Source organism: Streptomyces sp. NPDC031210, assembly GCF_055570395.1.
Genome location: NZ_JBVIHH010000004.1, coordinates 346,469 through 365,604 on the forward strand (window position 1 = coordinate 346,469; position 19,136 = coordinate 365,604).

Annotated in this window: 20 protein-coding genes; 9 read left to right on the forward strand and 11 right to left on the reverse strand. The window is 71.9% G+C overall.

The window, feature by feature from the left end; all coding sequences use genetic code 11:
* Positions 1 to 100 precede the first annotated feature (100 nt).
* Positions 101 to 502, reverse strand: coding sequence for a hypothetical protein (locus tag ACZ45Z_RS11055; RefSeq protein ID WP_468359548.1), 402 nt, complete (start codon positions 500 to 502; stop codon positions 101 to 103).
* A gap of 230 nt (positions 503 to 732) precedes the next feature.
* Here ACZ45Z_RS11055 and ACZ45Z_RS11060 point away from each other — a divergent pair, with 230 nt between their 5' ends.
* The gene (locus ACZ45Z_RS11060) at positions 733 to 1,356 is read left to right on the forward strand and encodes an ATP-binding protein (protein ID WP_468359549.1); all 624 of its coding nucleotides are present in this window, start codon (positions 733 to 735) and stop codon (positions 1,354 to 1,356) included.
* Positions 1,357 to 1,433: 77 nt separating this feature from the next.
* On the forward strand, positions 1,434 to 1,919 hold the full coding sequence (locus ACZ45Z_RS11065; RefSeq protein WP_468359552.1) for an OsmC family protein: 486 nt from the start codon (positions 1,434 to 1,436) through the stop codon (positions 1,917 to 1,919).
* Between the two features lie 195 nt (positions 1,920 to 2,114).
* Here the strand turns inward: ACZ45Z_RS11065 and ACZ45Z_RS11070 are convergent, their stop codons facing one another.
* A complete protein-coding gene (locus ACZ45Z_RS11070) occupies positions 2,115 to 2,891 on the reverse strand; it encodes a SigE family RNA polymerase sigma factor (protein ID WP_468359825.1) in 777 nt (258 codons plus the stop codon).
* A 228-nt stretch (positions 2,892 to 3,119) separates the two neighbouring features.
* Here ACZ45Z_RS11070 and afsQ1 point away from each other — a divergent pair, with 228 nt between their 5' ends.
* The 5 genes from afsQ1 to ACZ45Z_RS11095 all read left to right on the forward strand — a co-directional run bounded on the left by afsQ1 (position 3,120) and on the right by ACZ45Z_RS11095 (position 7,334).
* On the forward strand, positions 3,120 to 3,797 hold the full coding sequence (gene afsQ1 / locus ACZ45Z_RS11075) for a two-component system response regulator AfsQ1 (RefSeq protein WP_026169550.1): 678 nt from the start codon (positions 3,120 to 3,122) through the stop codon (positions 3,795 to 3,797).
* A gap of 116 nt (positions 3,798 to 3,913) precedes the next feature.
* On the forward strand, positions 3,914 to 5,779 hold the full coding sequence (locus tag ACZ45Z_RS11080; protein WP_468359828.1) for an ATP-binding protein: 1,866 nt from the start codon (positions 3,914 to 3,916) through the stop codon (positions 5,777 to 5,779).
* A complete protein-coding gene (locus ACZ45Z_RS11085; RefSeq protein ID WP_468359555.1) occupies positions 5,776 to 6,438 on the forward strand; it encodes a hypothetical protein in 663 nt (220 codons plus the stop codon). Before ACZ45Z_RS11080 ends, ACZ45Z_RS11085 begins: the two co-directional genes overlap by 4 nt.
* A 170-nt stretch (positions 6,439 to 6,608) precedes the next feature.
* Positions 6,609 to 7,082 carry a VanZ family protein gene (locus tag ACZ45Z_RS11090; RefSeq protein ID WP_468359831.1) on the forward strand — a complete coding sequence of 158 codons (474 nt, stop codon included), beginning with the start codon at positions 6,609 to 6,611 and terminating at the stop codon, positions 7,080 to 7,082.
* Between the two features lie 45 nt (positions 7,083 to 7,127).
* On the forward strand, positions 7,128 to 7,334 hold the full coding sequence (locus ACZ45Z_RS11095; protein ID WP_468359558.1) for a PspC domain-containing protein: 207 nt from the start codon (positions 7,128 to 7,130) through the stop codon (positions 7,332 to 7,334).
* Between the two features lie 113 nt (positions 7,335 to 7,447).
* Here ACZ45Z_RS11095 and ACZ45Z_RS11100 read toward each other — a convergent pair whose 3' ends face one another.
* The gene (locus tag ACZ45Z_RS11100) at positions 7,448 to 7,828 is read right to left on the reverse strand and encodes a hypothetical protein (RefSeq protein WP_468359561.1); all 381 of its coding nucleotides are present in this window, start codon (positions 7,826 to 7,828) and stop codon (positions 7,448 to 7,450) included.
* A 139-nt stretch (positions 7,829 to 7,967) separates the two neighbouring features.
* Positions 7,968 to 9,128, reverse strand: coding sequence for an adenosine deaminase (locus ACZ45Z_RS11105; protein WP_468359564.1), 1,161 nt, complete (start codon positions 9,126 to 9,128; stop codon positions 7,968 to 7,970).
* A 103-nt stretch (positions 9,129 to 9,231) separates the two neighbouring features.
* Between ACZ45Z_RS11105 and ACZ45Z_RS11110 the strand changes: the two genes are divergently transcribed.
* Complete coding sequence (locus tag ACZ45Z_RS11110; RefSeq protein WP_468359567.1) at positions 9,232 to 9,999, forward strand: alpha/beta hydrolase; 768 nt, start codon at positions 9,232 to 9,234, stop codon at positions 9,997 to 9,999.
* Positions 10,000 to 10,081: 82 nt separating this feature from the next.
* Here the strand turns inward: ACZ45Z_RS11110 and ACZ45Z_RS11115 are convergent, their stop codons facing one another.
* Positions 10,082 to 11,104: a LysR family transcriptional regulator gene (locus ACZ45Z_RS11115; RefSeq protein WP_468359570.1), complete on the reverse strand. Its 1,023-nt coding sequence runs from the start codon at positions 11,102 to 11,104 to the stop codon at positions 10,082 to 10,084.
* A gap of 62 nt (positions 11,105 to 11,166) precedes the next feature.
* On the opposite strand from ACZ45Z_RS11115, the gene ACZ45Z_RS11120 reads away from it, so the two are divergent.
* On the forward strand, positions 11,167 to 12,486 hold the full coding sequence (locus ACZ45Z_RS11120) for an MFS transporter (RefSeq protein ID WP_468359573.1): 1,320 nt from the start codon (positions 11,167 to 11,169) through the stop codon (positions 12,484 to 12,486).
* A 72-nt stretch (positions 12,487 to 12,558) separates the two neighbouring features.
* Here ACZ45Z_RS11120 and ACZ45Z_RS11125 read toward each other — a convergent pair whose 3' ends face one another.
* The 6 genes from ACZ45Z_RS11125 to ACZ45Z_RS11150 form a co-directional block, all read right to left on the reverse strand.
* A complete protein-coding gene (locus ACZ45Z_RS11125) occupies positions 12,559 to 13,155 on the reverse strand; it encodes a Uma2 family endonuclease (RefSeq protein ID WP_468359576.1) in 597 nt (198 codons plus the stop codon).
* Between the two features lie 96 nt (positions 13,156 to 13,251).
* Complete coding sequence (locus ACZ45Z_RS11130; protein ID WP_468359579.1) at positions 13,252 to 14,529, reverse strand: thymidine phosphorylase; 1,278 nt, start codon at positions 14,527 to 14,529, stop codon at positions 13,252 to 13,254.
* 87 nt (positions 14,530 to 14,616) lie between these two features.
* Positions 14,617 to 15,012 carry a cytidine deaminase gene (locus ACZ45Z_RS11135; RefSeq protein WP_468359582.1) on the reverse strand — a complete coding sequence of 132 codons (396 nt, stop codon included), beginning with the start codon at positions 15,010 to 15,012 and terminating at the stop codon, positions 14,617 to 14,619.
* Complete coding sequence (locus ACZ45Z_RS11140; protein ID WP_468359585.1) at positions 15,009 to 16,301, reverse strand: ABC transporter permease; 1,293 nt, start codon at positions 16,299 to 16,301, stop codon at positions 15,009 to 15,011. Before ACZ45Z_RS11140 ends, ACZ45Z_RS11135 begins: the two co-directional genes overlap by 4 nt.
* Positions 16,298 to 17,404 (reverse strand): ABC transporter permease, encoded by a 1,107-nt coding sequence (locus ACZ45Z_RS11145; protein WP_468359588.1) that lies wholly within the window; start codon positions 17,402 to 17,404, stop codon positions 16,298 to 16,300. Before ACZ45Z_RS11145 ends, ACZ45Z_RS11140 begins: the two co-directional genes overlap by 4 nt.
* Positions 17,401 to 19,047, reverse strand: coding sequence for an ABC transporter ATP-binding protein (locus ACZ45Z_RS11150; protein ID WP_468359834.1), 1,647 nt, complete (start codon positions 19,045 to 19,047; stop codon positions 17,401 to 17,403). Before ACZ45Z_RS11150 ends, ACZ45Z_RS11145 begins: the two co-directional genes overlap by 4 nt.
* Between the last annotated feature and the right edge of the window lie 89 nt (positions 19,048 to 19,136).

A 19,136-nucleotide genomic window follows, 5' to 3' on the forward strand; every position in this document is an offset into this window, starting at 1 on the left:
GCCACCGACACGGGGCTCCTTCCTTCGCGGAAGGAGCCCCGTGCGGCTTCGTCGTCGCGGCCTGCGACGGCCGCTGGAAGCGGCCCGTCGCGCGCCGGTCTCAGCCCGGGAGTACGTCCGTCGCCTGCCCGGCCACCGGGAGGTCCTTCAGGCCGCCGCCGCTCGACAGGCTTCCGGTGGCCATGGTGGTGTCCACCGGCTTGAAGTCGGCGATCTGCGTGCCGACGACGTTGGAGAACGGGTCCACGGGGGTGTTGGCCAGCGGGTTGAGCTGGAGGTTCTTGGCCGTGCCGAGGCCGGCCTCCGCCGCGCGCGCCATGGAGTCGGGCAGCAGGGACGCCGTGGCGCCGGTGTCCTTGCTGGAGTCGGACTCCGGGGCGGGCGCCGCGCTCGCGCTCGCGCCGCCCGCCACCAGTGCGGCGCCGGCCGCGGAAAGGGCGAGCGAGACGCGCAGGAGCGTGCGCGGGGCGCGGCTGGACTTGAGACGTACGTACGAGGACATGTGCCACCTGCCTGGGGGTCGGAAGGCATCCACCGGGCGGAGACCTTCTGTGAGAGGCGCGCGAACGCCGCGTAATCGATTGAATGCGTACAGTAGTTGAGTGGCGCCGGTCGATCCACCTCGCGCGCCAGGGGTAGCTCACACGGCTCAATGCCCGACAATGGATCCCCGTGAGCTCCCAGTCCCCCTCCCCCAGGCTCTCGACTTCGTTCGAGCAGGGAGGCACCCCCATGCCGCCCGCCGCCCAAGTCGTTCTGCTGACCGGCCCGTCCGGCTCCGGCAAGACGTCCCTCGCCGCCCTGACCGGCCTGCCCGTCCTCAATCTCGACGACTTTTACAAGGAGGCGACGGACCCGACGCTGCCGCGGCTGCCGGACGGCGGCGGCACCGACTGGGACTCCCCGCTCTCCTGGGACGCCGAGGCCGCGGTGGCCGCGATCGACGCGCTGTGCCGCGAGGGGCGCGCCACCGTCCCCGTGTACGACATCGCCGCCAGCGCCCGGGTCGGCGAGGCGGCCCTCGACCTCGGCGGCGCCGCGCTGTTCATCGCGGAGGGCGTCTTCGCGGCCGATGTCATCGCGGCCTGCCGCGCGGCGGGACTGCTGGCCGACGCGCTGTGCCTGCACGGCCGCCCCACGACGACCTTCCGCCGACGGCTGGCCCGCGACCTGCGCGAGGGCCGCAAGTCCGCGCCGTATCTGGTGCGCCGCGGGCTGCGGCTGCTGCGCGCCGAACGGACGATCGTCGCCCGGCACCGCGCGCTGGGCGCGCACGCCTGCGCCAAGCCGGAGGCGCTGGCGCGCATTTGTGCGATCCGGGCTGCGGACCCGGTCGGCGCGGCCGTACGCTCCTGATCGTGCGGCCCGGGTCGGTCCGATCTCGTCCGGTACCGTGCCGGACGGCGGCCGGGGCGGCGCGCGAGGGGATGCCGATGGCCAGGCAGCACACATACCGCGCCCACGTCCTGTGGACCGGCAACACCGGCTCGGGGACCAGCGGTTACCGCGCGTTCGACCGGGACCACGAGGTGAGCGCCGACGGCCCGCCGACGCTCGCGGGCACCGCCGATCCGGCCTTCCGGGGCGTCAAGGACCGCTGGAATCCGGAGCAGCTACTGCTCGCCTCGCTGGCGCAGTGCCACATGCTGACGTATCTGGCGCTGTGTTCGCTGGCGGGCGTGGTCGTGACCGGGTACGCGGACGAGGCCGGCGGCACCATGACCGAGGACGGGGCGGGCGGCGGGCGGTTCTCCGAGGTGGTGCTGCGGCCGCGGGTGGAGGTGGCGTCGGAGGCGGACGCCGAGCGGGCGCGGGCGCTGCACCACGAGGCGCACGAGAAGTGCTTCATCGCCAACTCGGTGAACTTCCCGGTGCGGCACGAGCCGGTGGTGACGGTGGGCGGCGGCGCGCGGCCGTAGTCGGCGCGCCCCGAACAGCAGGAAGCGGGTTCGGACGGCCCCCCCGGCCTTCCGAACCCGCTCCGTTTCCCCCGTGCTCCCCCGTATCCCCCGTATCCCCCGTATCCCCCGATACGCCGGCCTCCCCGGATCGCTCCGGTTCGGCCGTTCCCCCGTATCCCCCGTTACCCGTCCCCTCGGGCCTTTCCCCCGTCCTCAGGCCACCAACTGGCCGAAGGACTCCTCCTCGTCACGGCCGAAGCTGAGGACCTCGTCCTCGCGCAGCCGGCGCAGGGAGCGCCAGATGCTGGACTTCACCGTGCCGACACTGATGTCGAGTATGTCCGCGATCTCCGGATCCGTGCGGCCTTCGTAGTAGCGCAGCACCAGCATCGTGCGCTGCGTCTCGGGCAGCCGCGCCAGCGCCTGCCACAGCACGGCGCGCAGCTCGGTGCCGCGCATCGCGTCCACGTCGACGACCGTCTCCGGCAGTTCCTCGGTCGGGTACTCGTTGAGCTTGCGCCGGCGCCAGGCGCTGATGTGCAGATTGGTCATCGTGCGCCGCAGATAGCCGCCGAGCGCCGCCTTGTCGCTGATCCGGTCCCAGGCCCGGAAGGTCGAGAACAGCGCGCTCTGGAGCAGGTCCTCGGCCTCGTAGCGATCGCCGGTCAGGTGGTAGGCGGTGGCGTACAGGGAGGCCCGGCGCTCCTGGACGTAGGCGGTGAAGGCCGCTTCGGCCTCGGCTGCCTCCGACGCGGAGCGCCGTTCCCCCGTGTCCTCCCCGTATGCCGCTCCCCCATTGTCGCCCGGGCGGCCGGCGTCCGTGCCGCCTGCCGCCCGGCCCGCCGCCGTCGCGTCGATGGCCACCATGAAAGGCGCCCTTTGACGCCCGACGCCGCGAGCGCACCCCCGCGCTCCCCCCTGGGTGGTCCGTACGACGTCGTGGAGCCGCGTGATTACTGCGCTGGAAGTGGTGCCGTGCAGTGTGTTCATCTCGCGCCCCCCGTCGTAGAGCCAGCTCGTTCGGTGCATCCGCCGGATGTTGATCTCTCCCGGTGCCCAAAAGACTGCCAACCCAGTTTCATCACGCTGTCCGCCGACTGTCACAGCCGTGTCACAGGGGTGCCGGGAGTCGGGCGTGGGGCGGCGACGGGTGCGGGGGTTGTGTGGGAAGGCGGCGCCGGTCGATCTCCCGGCCTGGCATGGGCCAGAATGGCGCACGTGCCTTTCCTGTTGCTGATCGAGGACGACGACGCCATCCGCACGGCCCTCGAACTCTCCCTGTCGCGCCAGGGTCACCGTGTGGTGACCGCGGCGACGGGCGAGGACGGCCTGAAGCTGCTGCGCGAGCAGCGCCCGGACCTGATCGTGCTGGATGTGATGCTGCCGGGCATCGACGGTTTCGAGGTGTGCCGGCGGATCAGGCGTACGGACCAACTGCCCATCATCCTGCTCACCGCGCGGAACGACGACATCGACGTCGTGGTGGGTCTGGAGTCCGGCGCCGACGACTACGTCGTCAAACCGGTCCAGGGGCGGGTGCTGGACGCCCGCATCCGGGCCGTGCTGCGCCGCGGGGAGCGGGAGTCCAGCGACTCGGCGACCTTCGGCTCACTGGTCATCGACCGGTCGGCGATGACGGTCACGAAGAACGGCGAGGACCTGCAACTGACGCCGACCGAGCTGCGGTTGCTGCTGGAGCTGAGCCGCCGGCCCGGCCAGGCGCTGTCCCGCCAGCAGCTCCTGCGGCTGGTGTGGGAGCACGACTATCTGGGCGATTCACGCCTGGTGGACGCGTGTGTGCAGCGGCTGCGCGCGAAGGTGGAGGACGTGCCGTCCTCGCCGACGCTGATCCGTACGGTCCGCGGGGTCGGCTACCGGCTGGATTCGCCGCAGTGACGGACGGCAGGACGCGCGGCGGCAGGGAAGAGCACTCCCGCCCGGTCGCCGCGCCCGAGGATGACGGGGCGCCCGGCGGGCGGCTGTTGCGGCTGGCCGGCCGCGCCTTCGGCCTGCTGCGGTGGACCAGCCTGCGGCTGCGGCTGGTCGTCGTCTTCGCGCTGGTGGCGCTGACCGCCGCGGTGTCGGCGTCCGGCATCGCCTACTGGCTCAACCGCAACACCGTTCTGGACCGTACGCAGAACTCCGTGCTCAATGACTTCCGCAAGTCGCTGGAGGACAGCACCCGCTCGCTGCCGCTGCGGCCGCCGTGCTCCGAACTCCAGGACGCGGCGCGCCGGATAGCGGGCGGGCCGCAGAACTACGCGGTGCTGCTGATCGGCGTGGACCACAAGGGCAAGGACTGCGCGGCCACCACGGACAAGGACCTGCTGACGCTCAAGAACGTACCGAAGCCGCTGCGGACGGCCGTCAACGACCTGCGTCCGGTCGACGACTCCAATCGCTACGCGCATCACCTGTACTGGCAACGCGAGGAGATCGAGGACGTCCCGTACCTCATCGCCGGGGCGAAGGTGATCGGCGGCGGTCCGACCGGCTACATGATGAAGTCGCTGGCCGCCGAGCGGCAGGACCTCAACTCGCTGGCCTGGTCGCTGGGGATCGCGACCGCGCTGGCGCTGGTCGGCTCGGCGCTGCTGGCCCAGGCCGCCGCGACGACCGTCCTGCGGCCCGTGCAGCGGCTCGGGCACGCCGCCCGGCAGCTCGGCGAGGGCCGGCTGGACACCCGGCTGCGGGTGACCGGTACGGACGAACTCGCCGATCTCTCCCGTACGTTCAACCGTACGGCCGAGCGGCTGGAGCAGCGGGTGGAGGAGCTGAGCGCGCGGGAGGCGTCCTCGCGGCGGTTCGTCGCCGATATGTCGCACGAGCTGCGGACGCCGCTGACGGCCATCACGGCGGTCTCGGAGGTGCTGGAGGAGGAGGCCGACTCCCTCGATCCGATGATCGCGCCCGCCGTGCAGTTGGTGGTCAGCGAGACCCGGCGGCTGAACGATCTCGTGGAGAACCTGATGGAGGTCACCCGCTTCGACGCGGGGACGGCCCGTCTGGTGCTGGACGACGTCGACGTCGCGGACCAGGTGACCGCCTGCATCGACGCGCGGGCCTGGCTGGACGCGGTGGACCTGGACGCGGACCGCGGCATCGTGGCCCGCCTGGATCCGCGGCGGCTCGACGTCATCCTCGCCAACCTGATCGGCAACGCCCTCAAGCACGGCGGTTCGCCGGTGCGGGTGTCGGTGTCGACGGAGCCGGCGGGGGGCGTGGAGGAGGACGGCGGGTCGGGCCCGGCTCGTGGCGGGACTTCTTCCGGCGGGCAGGACGCGGCCGGGGGGCACGGGGCCGCCGGGCCACGTGAGGGCTCCGAGGGTGACGAGGTGCCGGAGCGGGACGGACGGCCCGGGCGGGGCGAGCGGTCCGCGCGAATGGAGCGTTCCGGGCGCTCCTGGGCCGACGCGCGAGGCGAGGCCGAAGCGCGGGCCGAGGTCGGCGGGGGCGACGGCCCGGACGAAGCGGCCGACCTCGTGGGCGACGGGCGCGGCGCCGGGGGCGGGGATCTGGTGATCCGGGTCCGCGACCACGGGCCGGGCATCCCCGAAGAGGTCCTGCCGCACGTCTTCGACCGCTTCTACAAGGCGAGCGCCTCCCGGCCCCGGTCGGAGGGCAGCGGCCTGGGCCTGTCGATCGCGCTGGAGAACGCGCACATCCACGGCGGCGGGATCACCGCCGCCAACTCGCCCGAGGGCGGCGCGGTCTTCACGCTGCGGCTGCCGATGGACGCCTCCCGGCTGGCGGACGACGCCGGGGACGGCGGGAGCACCATCCAGGGGCGTACCACCGGCGAGCGCCGCGGTGGCGCGCGGGACGACGGCCGGACGGCCGGCGGCGCGGCCGACGAGGGCACGGAGGACGACCGATGACGCGGTCCGCACGCATGCGGGACGGCCTCCCCGGCCCGCGACCGGCCCGCCGGTGGCGGCGTACCGCCGTCGTGGCGGCCCTCGCGCTGGCCGCCGCGGGCTGCGGTATCCGGGGTACGTCCGTGCCGGTCGACGCGGGGGGCGCGCCCTCGCGGGTGAGCTGCAAGGCTCCGGACAGCGAGACGGCGACCGGCGTTCCCGGCGGGGTGCCGGTGATCGTCTACCTGGTGTGCGGCTCGGCGCTGATCGAGGTGGAGCGGACGGTGTCGGGGCCCGAGGGCGAGCCGTCCGCGGCGACGCGCCTGCGCTCCGCCCGTGCGCTGTTGCGCGAGCTGCAAAAGCAGCCCTCGGCCGCCGAGGAGCAGGCCGGGTTCAGCAGCGCCCTGCCCGAGGACCTGCGGGTCCAGGGGCCGCGCGCCGGCGACCCGGCGGACGCGCTGCGGCTGAGCATCCGGCCGGACGACCTGCCGTCGTTCGCGCTGGCGCAGTTGATGTGCACCTACGGGGCGAGCCCGGCGCTCGGGCGGACGCGGGCGGCGGTGCTGGGCGGGCCCGGCGACTCCGCGCCGCACCGCTACGACTGCTCCGCGGAGGTGCGGGCCAGCCCGGACATCGCCCAGCACGCGGACTGGGGCGACCCGCTGTCGCGGAAGAGCTGAGACCGGGTGTCGCGGAAGGGCTGAGGACCGGCTCGGCAAGACGGGAGTGTCCGGGCGGAACCGCGGCCCCCGCTCCCCGCGTCCTGGCCTGTGTGCAGCGTCCTGGCCCCGGCGACACCGCCGCCCTCCGTTTGCGCGCCACCGGACTTCTCCTCCTTGTGGCGCATCTGATGAGCGTCGGCTGGCTGATGCTGCGTCCTCGTACGGTGCCGTGGGTGCCGGCCCCGAATCTCGAACCGCTGGCGACGATCGGCGCGGAGCTGGCCCGCGGGCCGTGGGAGGCCACGCAGAGCCTGGGCGGGCCGGTGCTGCTGCTGGCGCCGCTCGGCGTGCTGCTGCCGATGTCGGCGGGGCGGTTGTACGTGTCCCCGCTGGCGTCACTGACCCGCACGACGTTCGCCGGCGCGATGATCGCGCTGGCCGTCGAACTGCTGCAGACCGGGGTTCCCGGACAGGTCCCCGATATCGACATGGTGCTGCTGAACACGCTCGGTGTGCTGGTGGCGCACCTGTCCGTGGTCCCCGGGTGCCGGGCCCGGCTACGCCGCCGGTACGAGCGTCTCGGGGTGGCGACCCCGAGAATCACCAGGGTCGGCATGGCCCCGCAGACCGATGCCCTCTCCGGCTCCCGGACCTACCTTTGAGACATCGGGGTATCCGCCCCGCGTAGTCGAGAAGGAGTCGTCCTCATGGCCGCCGCACTGGTCCGCCCCCGCAACAACCGAATGATCGCCGGAGTGTGCGCGGGCCTGGCCCGTCGCTTCGGCACCACCCCGGCCACCATGCGCGTGATCTTCCTGGTGTCGTGCCTGCTGCCCGGCCCGCAGTTCCTCGTCTACCTCGCGCTGTGGATAATCCTGCCCTCCGAGGGCTCCAGCCGCGCCGCCGCCTGGTAGCCGCCCGGCGGCCCGCCGCACCCGCCGCCGGGGCGCGGAACCGCGTACGGCCGTGCCCCGGCCCGTACGCACGGCGGCGTACGAACCGGGGCACGGCCCGACGGTGTCCCGTCTCAGCCGCCCAGGGGAAGGGTCCTGGTGACGGCGCCGGTGGGGAGGTTCCTGACCGGCAGGCCGCCCAGCAGGTTGCCCTTGGAGTTGGTGTTGGAGCTGAACTGGCCGTTGCCCGGCTTGCCCTTGGTGGCGCCCTTGACGCCCTTGCTCGCGCCGTTCACACCCTTCGTGGCGCCCTTGACGCCCTTGGTGGCGCCCGAGACGGTCTTGGTCGCGCCGGAGACGGTCTTGGTGGCCTGGTCGACCGGCAGGTTGTGCAGCACCTTGGTGGTGTCGGCCGTGTCCATGGCCGGCGCGGCGGCGGCGGTGCCCGCGGCGGTGGCGGCGAAGGCGGCGCCGAGGGCGGCGGCACCGAGAGTCTTGATGGTTCCCTGCTTCATCGAATTACGTCCTCATGATGGGGGCTTGACCGGCTAGGAACCTAGTGACGTGGCCACCGCCGCCGCAAACAGCCAAGGCCGTACGAAAAACGGCCGGTGGACAATCCACCGGCCGTTCCGCTAAACCTCCGACACTACGTCACACAGCGTCAGGAGCGCTGCTGGCAGGGGGTGTTGAGCCCGCCTGAGGGAACAGCCACTCGGCCCGGAGTTCGGCATATCCCGGCTTGATCACGTCGTTGATCATGCCCAGACGTTCATCGAAAGGAATGAATGCTGATTTCATCGCATTGACTGTGAACCACTGCATGTCATCGAGCGTGTATCGGAATGTCTTGACCAGGTGCTCGAATTCCTGGGACATGTCCGTGCCACTCATCAGCCGGTTGTCGGTGTTGACGGTCAGGCGGAAATGCAGGCGGCGCAGGAGACCGATGGGGTGCTCGGCGTAGGAGGCGGCCGCGCCGGTCTGGAGGTTGGAGGTGGGGCACATCTCCAGGGGGATGCGCTTGTCGCGCACGTAGGAGGCGAGGCGGCCGAGCTTGATCGAGCCGTCGTCGGCGACCTCGATGTCGTCGATGATGCGGACGCCGTGGCCGAGGCGGTCGGCGCCGCACCACTGGAGTGCCTGCCAGATGGAGGGGAGGCCGAAGGCTTCGCCGGCGTGGATGGTGAAGTGGTTGTTCTCCCGCTTGAGGTACTCGAAGGCGTCGAGGTGGCGGGTGGGGGGGAAGCCGGCCTCGGCGCCCGCGATGTCGAAGCCGACGACGCCGGTGTCGCGGTAACGGTTGGCGAGTTCGGCGATCTCCAGGGCGCGGGCGGCGTGCCGCATGGCGGTCAGGAGGGCGCCGACGCGGATGCGGTGGCCGTTGGCGCGGGCCCGCCGCTCGCCTTCGCGGAAGCCCTCGTTGACGGCCTCGACGACCTCTTCGAGGCTGAGGCCCTGCTCCAGGTGCTGCTCGGGCGCGTACCTGACCTCGGCGTAGACGACGCCGTCGGCGGCCAGGTCCTCGGCGCACTCGGCGGCCACCCGGACCAGGGCCTGGCGGGTCTGCATGACGGCGCAGGTGTGCGCGAAGGTCTCCAGATAGCGCTCCAGCGAGCCGGAGTCGGCTGCCTCGCGGAACCAGATCCCGAGCTTTTCCGGGTCGGTTTCGGGGAGGCCGCCGTAACCGCACTCGCGGGCGAGGTCGACGATCGTCGCGGGGCGCAGGCCGCCGTCGAGGTGATCGTGGAGCAGCACCTTGGGGGCGCGGCGGATCTGTTCACTGGTCGGGAGGTTGGTGGTCTCGCTCGTCATCTCGGCACTCTAGCCCCTACGCGCGTAGATATCACCGAACGATACGTAACAGTGACCCGTACGCGGGGTTGCCCGCACCCCACCTTCTGCCATGGTTCTTGTCATGGCTCAGCAAGCGCTGCCGGTGCGCGAGGCCCGGCTGGGAAAACCGCTGGGAACGGCCGGGACGGAACAGGCGGTCAACGGTGTCGCCCTCTTACTGCCGGAGGGAGGGCCGACCGGGTTCCGGCGCCCGTCGCCGGTGTCGGCGCTGGCGGTCCGTCCGCTCGCGGCCCGGCTGGCGCGGGCCGGGCGGGCCGAGGGGCTGACCGCGCATGTGGTGCGCTACCGCTGCCGGGGGTGGAACGGCACGGCGGCCGATCCGGCGCGGGACGCGACGTGGGCGCTGGACGAGGTGGTCCGGCGCTACGGCGATGTGCCGGTCTGCCTCGTCGGTACGGGCATGGGCGCCCGGGCCGCGCTGCACGCCGCCGGTCATCGCGCGGCGCATTCCGTCCTGGCGATCGCCCCCTGGTTTCCCGAGCCCGGTCCGGACCCGGCGGAGCCCGATCCGGTCAAGCAGCTCATCGGCCGGCAGGTGCTGCTCGTCCACGGCACGAACGACGAGCGCACCGACCCCGAGCTCTCCTACCGCTACGCCGAGCGCGCCAAGAAAATCAACCGTGACACCTGCCGGTTCGAGGTGCACTCCGACGGCCACGCGCTGCACCAGCATCGCGCGGAAGTCCTCGCGCTGGCCGCCGACTTCATGCTCGGTTCGCTCTTCGCCGGGGACTACGCCCGCCCGGTGAGGGACGCCCTGGCGGCGCCGCCACCTCTGGGCCTGCGCATGCCGCTGGCCGCCGGGTTCGGTGCGTCCTTGCGGCACTGAGGCGGAGACCGCGGGGCGGGGCGCCGCCGCCCCCGGCCGCTCGCCGCTCCCCCGGCCGCTCGCCGCTCCCCCCGGCCGTTCGTCACCGGGGGAGAAGCACCCCGCGCCGGCTCAGCAGGAACTTCTTGAAGGCGGCCACCGGCGGTGTGTCCGGATGGCCGTCCAGCCAGGCCACGCCGATCTCGCGGACCGCGCGCGGTGCCGTGACGGTCAGTTCGGCGACGCCGGGGCGGGGTACGGCGGGCGGCGGGAGCAGGGCCACGCCCAGGCCGGCCGCGACCAGCCCGCGCAGCGTCTCGGCCTCCTCGCCCTCGAACGCGATCCGTGGGGTGAACCCGGCCTCGGCGCACAGGGCGTCGGTGATCCGGCGCAGGCCGTAGCCCGGTTCGAGGGTGACGAAGAGTTCGCCGGCGGTCTCGGCGAGCCGGACGCGTTTGCGGCCCGCGAGCGGATGGTCGTCCGGGACGACCAGGCGCAGCCTCTGCTCGTCGAGCCGGCGGGCGACCAGGTCCGGGTAGTCGGGGACGGGCGAGGTCAGGCAGAGGTCGAGGTCGCCGGCGCGCAGCCGTTCGATCATCGCCTCGCCGTAGTTCTGGACGAGTTGGAAGCGGACGCGCGGGTGGTCGGCGCGGAAGGTACGGATGAGGCCGGGGACGGTTTCCGGGCCGAGGGTGTGCAGGAAGCCGAAGGCGACCTTGCCGGCGGCCGGGTCGGCGTCGGCGCGGACGGATTCGGTGGCCCGTTCCATGTCGGTCAGGGCGCGCTCGGTGGTGGCGAGGAAGGCGCGTCCGGCCGGGGTGAGGGAGAGGGTGCGGCCGTGCCGGGCGAAGAGGGCGACGCCGAGGTCGTCCTCCAGGCGGACGATGGCGCGGCTGAGGGTCGGCTGGGGCATGCCGAGCTCGTGGGCGGCGCGGGTGACGTGTTCGTGCCGGGCGACGGCCGTGAACTGGGCCAGACGCGGGGCGAGCGTCAACGCCCAGGAGCCGAGGCCGAGTTCGGCCGCCTCCGGCTGCCCTTCGCCGCCCGCGCCCGCTTCTCTTCCCCCGGTGTCTTTTCTGTTGCGAGGTTGCGACAGGGGCGCTCGTGAACTGGGATCATGTGCCACAGCATCGATTATGGCGTTTCTATGCATTGGACGCATAAAAAACGCGGGCCTATCTTCGAACCATGCCTCCCGCTGATACCGGGGCGTCCGTCACCGACCGTGCGGCCGCCTCTCCCCAGTCGTCCCCTGACTCCCGCGCCGCAGCCCCCGCCGTCGACCCCGAGTCCGGCCAACTGCACCCGGGCGGCCCCGGCTACCGCCGGATGTCCTTCGCCCTCTTCGCCGCCGGAGTCGCCACCTTCGCGCTCCTGTACTCCACGCAGGCCCTGCTGCCCGCGATCTCCGCCGACCTGCGGGTGACGCCGGACCGGGCGAGCTGGACCGTGTCGGCGGCCACCCTCGGACTGGCGCTCGCGGTGATCCCGCTCAGCGCGCTGTCCGAGCGGTTCGGCCGCCGCACGATGATGACCGCCTCCCTGTCGGTCGCCGCGCTCCTGGCGATGCTGGTGCCCCTCGCGCCCTCGCTGGACTGGCTGATCGCGCTGCGCGCCGTCCAGGGTGTCGCGCTGGCCGGGCTGCCGGCCTCGGCGATGGCCTTCCTGGCCGAAGAGGTACGCGCCAAGGCGCTGGTGGCGGCCATCGGCCTGTTCGTGGCGGGCAACAGCATCGGCGGCATGTCCGGGCGGATCGTGACCGGCTGGGTCGCGCAGGTCTGGGGCTGGCGGGCCGCGCTCGGCGCGGTGGGTGTGATGGCCGTGGTGTGCGCGCTGGTCTTCCGGCTGCTGGTGCCCAAGGCCCGTCATTTCACGCCGCGTTCGGTCGGCCCGCGGGCGCTGGCCCGCACCCTCGGCGGGCACCTCGGCGACCCGCTGCTGCGCCGCCTGTACGGCATCGGCGCGCTGTTCATGACGGTCTTCGGCGCGGTCTACACCGTCATCGGCTACCGCCTGGTGTCCGCGCCGTTCCACCTCCCGCAGGGCGTCGTCGGCTCGATCTTCATCATCTACCTGGTCGGTACGGTCTCCTCGGCCGCGGCGGGCAAGCTGGTCGGCCGGATGGGCCGGCGCGGCGCGCTCTACCTGGCCGTCGGCGCGACCTCGGCCGGTCTGCTGCTCTCGCTGGCCGATTCCGTCGCCGCGGTGCTGGTGGGCCTGGTCCTGATCACGGCGGGCTTCTTCGCGGGGCACGCGGTCGCCTCGTCGTCGGTCAGCCGCACGGCCAGGACGGCCCGCGCCCAGGCGTCGGCCCTCTACCAGTGCGCGTACTACATCGGCAGCAGCCTGGGCGGCGCGCTGGGCGCCATGGCCTTCCACGCAGCCGGCTGGGAGGGCACCGTCCTGCTCGGTCTGCTCGCGATGGCCGGCGCCGCCGCGATCACCCTCTACGCCACCCGCAAGGCCGTGGCCGAACGCCGCCTGCTCCACCTGGAGAAGGCCGCGTAACCACCGCGACACGGCCCACGAACGCGAAGGGCCCGCCCCGCCACCTGTCCTGGCGGGGCGGGCCCTTCGTCGTCAGGCGCCGCCGTAGGGGAACACGCTGGTGTCGAGGGTGAGGCCGAAGGGTGCGGGGAGGTGGACGTCCTCGCCGAACTTCGCCCTCTGGAGCTCCTTGTAGACCTCGTCCTTCGGGTCCCCGTAGAGCGTGACCGTGGGCCCGGAAGGGGCGAAGCGGTCGATGAGGAGGTAGAGCGGAACACCCGCCTGCGCGTAGGCGGCTGCCTTGTTGATCCGGTCGTAGCTCGCGTTGCACGGCGAGGTGATCTCGACGACCAGTTCGGCGGCTGTGAGCGGGGCCGAATCTCCTCCCTCCAGCCGGTCCACCACCGCGTCCGGGATCACGACCAGATCCGGGATGTAGAGGCGGCCGCGGGAGGCGTGGGCGACCCCTAAGGTCTGGTGGACACCCCAGTCCTCGGGAAGCACGGTGTACAGGCTGCGCCGGACCTTCGCCGCAATACGGTGATGGGGCGCGGAGAGTGGTGGTGTCACGACGATGGCCCCGTCAGTGATCTCCGCCTTGCAGCCCTCGGGCCAGTCCGATTGCTCCCAGAAGCGGAGAAGCTCTTCCCAGTGCTGAGCCGGTGCGGGTTCAGCGGGGAGTGCACTCATGGCGGTCTCCTTACTCGTGTGACACCGATCCCAACATGCCCAACGGGACCCGTGCCAGTCCACAGGTCCCGTTCACCCGAACGATAAAGCCCCAGGTCAGCCGATACGTTCCAGCACTACCGGCGTGGCCGCGAAGGCCGTGTCGGCGGGGCCGACGAGGACGCCTCCGTCCAGGGCCTCCAGGGCGTAGGCGAACTTCTCGGGGGTGTCGGTGTGCAGGGTCATCAGGGGCTGGCCGGCGGTGAGGGTGTCGCCGGGCTTGGCGTGGAGTTCGATGCCGGCGCCGGCCTGGACCGGGTCTTCCTTGCGGGCGCGGCCGGCGCCCAGGCGCCAGGCCGCGAGGCCGACGGCGTAGGCGTCGAGGGTGGTCAGGACGCCCGAGGAGGAGGCCGTGATGACGTGCTGTTCGCGGGCCACGGGCAGGGCCGCGTCGGGGTCGCCGCCCTGGGCGGTGATCATGCGGCGCCAGTGGTCCATGGCGGAGCCGTCGGCCAGCGCCTTGGCGGGGTCGGCGTCGGTCAGGCCGGCCGCGTCGAGCATTTCGCGGGCCAGGGCGAGGGTCAGGTCGACGACGTCCTGGGGGCCGCCGCCGGCCAGCACCTCGACGGATTCGCGGACTTCGAGGGCGTTGCCGGCGGTGCGGCCGAGCGGGGTGGCCATGTCGGTGAGCAGGGCCGCCGTGCGCACACCGTGGTCGGCGCCCAACTCCACCATGGTGGCGGCCAGTTCGCGCGCGTCGTCGATGTTCTTCATGAAGGCGCCGGAGCCGACCTTGACGTCCAGGACGAGGGAGCCGGTGCCCTCGGCGATCTTCTTGGACATGATGGACGAGGCGATGAGGGGGATGGACTCGACGGTGCCGGTGACATCGCGCAGCGCGTAGAGCTTCTTGTCGGCGGGGGCCAGGCCGTCGCCGGCGGCGCAGATGACGGAGCCGACGTCGCGCAGCACGCCGAGCATCTCGGCGTTGGAGAGCTGGGCGCGCCAGCCGGGGATCGATTCGAGCTTGTCCAGGGTGCCGCCGGTGTGGCCCAGGCCGCGGCCGGAGAGCTGGGGTACGGCCGCGCCGCAGGCGGCGACCAGCGGGGCGAGGGGGAGGGTGATCTTGTCGCCGACGCCGCCGGTGGAGTGCTTGTCGGCGGTGGGGCGGGGCAGCGAGGAGAAGTCCATCCGCTCGCCGGAGGAGATCATGGCGGCGGTCCAGCGGGCGATCTCCGTGCGGTTCATGCCGTTGAGGAAGATGGCCATCGCCAGGGCCGACATCTGCTCGTGGGCCACCTCGCCGCGGGTGTAGGCGTCGATCACCCAGTCGATCTGATCGGGTGTCAGCTCACCGCGGTCGCGCTTGGTGCGGATGACGGAGATGACGTCCATGGACGGTTCCTTTCGAACGAGTAGGTCCGTTCTACACGCATAGAGCCGGGGGCGGCCACCTGCTTGCCGCCCCCGGCTCCCGGTGCGTTATCCGGCCAGGTGCCCCGGCCCGAAGGCGTCCGGCAGCAGCTCCGACAGCGGCCGGATACCGGCGGCCGTGTCGACCTGGAGCCGCGGCCCGCCGTGCTCGTGGAGGAGCTGCCGGCAGCGGCCGCACGGCACGAGCAGCTCGCCCGCGCCGTCGACGCAGGTGAAGTGCGTCAGCCGGCCGCCGCCGCCCGCGAACAGGGCGGAGATCAGGCCGCATTCGGCGCACAGGGCGAGGCCGTAGGAGGCGTTCTCCACATTGCAGCCGGTGATGATCCGGCCGTCGTCCACCAGGGCCGCGGCGCCGACGGGATAGCCCGAATACGGGGCGTAGGCCCGGGACATGGCCTCCCGGGCTCGCGCCCGCAGCGACTCCCAGTCGGGAGCTGTGTTCACTTGCCCTGGCCTCTTCGGTAGATCTTTCCGATGGCCTTCGGCGGCCGCAGCCGCTGTGCGGCCAGGGAGAGCACCAGGAGCGTGGCGATGTACGGGGCGACGCCGACGATCTCCAGCGGGACCGTCTCGGTGGTGGCGTACCACAGGGCGAGCAGCGCGGCGACGACCACGTTGAGCGCGGCCTGGACGCGCCGGCCGGAGCGCAGCTTCCACAGGGCGACGCCGACCAGCAGCACGGCCAGGAGCAGCAGCAGCGCGTGGACGGTGGGGCCGCCGCCGCGCAGTTGGAGCGCGTCCATGAAGCCGAACAGGCCGGCGCCCATGGCGACGCCGCCCGGCCGCCAGTTGCCGAAGATCATGGTGGCGAGGCCGATGTAGCCGCGGCCGCCGGTCTGGCCGTCCTGGTAGATGTGCACGTAGATGGCCAGGAACGCGCCGCCGAGGCCGGCCAGCGCGCCGGAGGCGATGACCGCCGCGTACTTGTAGCGGTAGACGTTGACGCCGAGCGACTCGGCCGCGATCGGGCCCTCGCCGCAGGAGCGCAGGCGCAGTCCGAAGGAGGACCGCCACAGGACGAAGAAGCTGAGCACGAAGACGGCGACGGCCAGCAGGGTCAGCCAGGAGACGTTGGTGACCAGGGAGCCGAGGATGCCGGCCAGGTCGGAGACCAGGAACCAGTGGTGCTTCTCGACGGACGTGAGCCATTCGGACAGGCCGGGGACGGTGAACGTCGGCATGTCCGGCATGGGTGGCGACTGCTTGTCGTTGCCGCCGGCCGCCGAGGCCGCGCTGCCGTCTGCGCCGAACCAGAGCTTGGCGAGGAACTGGGTCAGGCCGAGCGCCATGATGTTGATGGCGACGCCGGAGATGATGTGGTCGACGCCGAAGGTGACGGTGGCCAGGGCGTGCAGCAGGCCGCCGAGCGCACCGCCCAGGATGCCGGCCAGCGCCGCGGCCCAGGGGCCGTGCTGCCAGCCGATCGCGCCGGCGGAGAAGGCACCCAGCATCATCATGCCTTCGAGGCCGATGTTGATGACGCCGGAGCGCTCGGCCCACAGGCCGCCGAGACCGGCCAGGCCGATCGGCACGGCGGCGTTGAGGGCCGCGGTGTACTGGCCGGAGCCGGTGAGGTTGTTGGCGCCGGTGACGACCCGCAGCAGGGACAGCAGTATCAGGCTGCCCGCGATGATCAGCAGGACCTTGGGATACGTGAGCTGGATCCGGGAGGTCTTGCCCTTTTTCTTGCCACCGGGGTGCTGCGCGACCGGGGCCGTGAGGTTCGTGCTCACGAAGACACCTCCGCCTTGTCGGTCTTGCGGGACTGGGCGGCGAGCTGCTCGCCGACCTGCCGCTGCTGGAGTCTGAGGCCGTAGCGGCGCACGAGTTCGTAGGCGATGACGACGCAGAGCACGATGACGCCCTGCATCACGCCGACGATCTCCTGCTCGTAGTCCTCGAATTCGAGTTGGGTGCCGGTGCGTTCGAGGAAGCCCCACAGCAGCGCGCCGGCGGCCATGCCGACGGGGTGGTTGCGGCCGAGCAGCGCGATGGCGATACCGGTGAAGCCGATGCCGATGGGGAAGTCGGTGCCGTAGTTGTAGGAGACGCCCAGGAGCGTCGGCATGCCGATCAGGCCGGCCGCGGCGCCGGAGAGCAGCATGGAGGTGACGATCATGCGCTTGACGCTGACGCCGCCCGCCTCGGCCGCCGATTCCGACTGCCCGACGGTGCGCAGGTCGAAGCCGAACCGGGTGCGGTTGAGGACGAACCAGTACACGAAGCCGACGACGACGGCGATGACGAGGAAGCCGTCGAGGGGCTTGGGCGTGGTGGGGATGGTGAAGAAGTGGCTGGAGGCGGGGAGGTTCGGCGTGTGGAAGAGGTTGCCGTCCTTCTGCGCCAGCCGGCCTTCCTGGAGGAAGTAGCCGATGACCGCGGCCGCGATGGCGTTCAGCATGATCGTGGTGATGACCTCGCTGACGCCGCGGGTGGTCTTCAGCAGACCCGCGATGCCCGCCCAGAGGGAGCCGACCACCATCGCCACGATGATGATCAGCGGGATCTGGAGGAAGCCGGGGAGCGTCAGCGCGCCGCCGACCACGGCCGCGAAGAACGCGGCGATGCGGTACTGGCCGTCCACGCCGATGTTGAACAGGTTCATCCGGAAGCCGACGGCGACGGCCAGCGCGGACAGGTAGTAGGGGACGGCCTTGTTGATGATCCAGACCTGGCTGTCGCTCTTGGAGCCGAAGTCGACCATCACGGTGTAGGCGTGGATCGGGTCCTTGCCGGTGGCCATGATGATCAGCGAGGTGATGGCCAGGGCCGCGACGATCGCCAGGACGGGCGCGGCGATGCCCAGGATCAGCTTGTTCTTGTCGGGCTTCTTCACTCGGAATCCGCCTCCTCGGACGGCGGGGACGGCTTGGACGAGCGCGGCCGGTCGCCCTCGGCGGACTCGCCGCCGGGCGCCGTGAGATGGCCGCTGGCGGCACCGGTCATGGCCGAGCCCAGCTCCTCGGGGGTGATGGTGGCGGGGTCCGCGTCCGCGACGAGCCGGCCGCGGTACATCACCCGCAGGCCGTCGGACAGGCCGATCAGCTCGTCGAGGTCGGCGGAGATCAGCAGGACGGCGAGTCCCTCGTGGCGGGCGGTGCGGATCTGGTCCCAGATCTGCGCCTGCGCGCCGACGTCGACGCCCCGGGTGGGGTGCGCGGCGATCAGCAGCTTGGGCCGGTGGCTCATCTCGCGGCCGACGATCAGCTTTTGCTGGTTGCCGCCGGAGAGGGAGGCCGCGGTGACCTCGATGCCGGGGGTGCGCACGTCGTACTCGGCGACGATCCGCTCGGTGTCGGCGCGGGCGGCCTTGAGGTTCAGCAGCCGGCCCTTGGCGTTGGGCTTCTCCGTGACGTGGCCCAGGATGCGGTTCTCCCACAGCGGGGCTTCCAGCAGCAGGCCGTGCCGGTGGCGGTCCTCGGGGATGTAGCCGATGCCGTCCTCGCGCCGGGTGCGGGTGGGCGCGTGGCTGATGTCGGTGCCGTCCAGGGTGATGACGCCCGCGTCGGGGTCGCGCATGCCCATGATGGCCTCGACCAGTTCGGCCTGGCCGTTGCCCTCGACACCGGCGATGCCCAGCACTTCGCCCTTGTGGATGGTCAGCGACACATCGTCCAGGACGGTGCGCGTCACCCCCTCGGCGTCCGCGGTGAGCAGCCGCAGCCCTTCGACCTTGAGCATCTCCACGTCCGTGACGGTGGATTCGCGGGTCTGCGGGGACGGCAGCTCGCTGCCGACCATGAGTTCGGCGAGCTGCTTGGGCGTGGTCTGGCTGGGCACCACGGAGGCGACGGTGGTGCCGCGCCGGATGACCGTGATGTCGTCGGCGACCGAGAGCACCTCGCCCAGCTTGTGGGAGATGAAGATGACGGTCAGACCCTCGGCCTTGAGTTCGCGCAGGTTGTCGAAGAGCGCGTCGACCTCCTGGGGGACCAGGACCGCGGTCGGCTCGTCGAGGATGAGGGTGCGGGCGCCGCGGTAGAGGACCTTGAGGATCTCCACGCGCTGGCGGTCGGCGACGCCGAGGTCCTCGACGAGGACGTCGGGGCGCACGCCGAGGCCGTAGCGCTCGGAGATCTTGAGAATCTCGGCGCGGGCCTTGCCGCTGATGCCGTGCAGTTTCTCGCCGCCGAGAACGATGTTCTCCAGGACGGTGAGGTTGTCGGCGAGCATGAAGTGCTGGTGCACCATGCCGATGCCGCGGGCGATGGCGTCGGCCGGGCTGTGGAAGCTGACCTGTTGGCCGTCGATGCCGATGGTGCCCTCGTCCGGCTTCTGCATGCCGTAGAGGATCTTCATCAGGGTGGACTTGCCGGCACCGTTCTCGCCGACGAGCGCGTGCACGGTGCCGCGCCGGACGGTGATGTCGATGTCGTGGTTGGCGACGACTCCCGGGAACCGCTTGGTGATCCCGCGGAGTTCCACCGCGGGGGAAGCGGCGGAGGCGCTGTCTGCCTGGGGGCTGCTGGACGCTTTGATGGCGCACTCTCCTCGGGGGACAGGGAGTGGTGTGGAGGAGTGGGGAGGCGACGATATCGCGCCAACTCCACGCTACGCGCGTAGTGTTG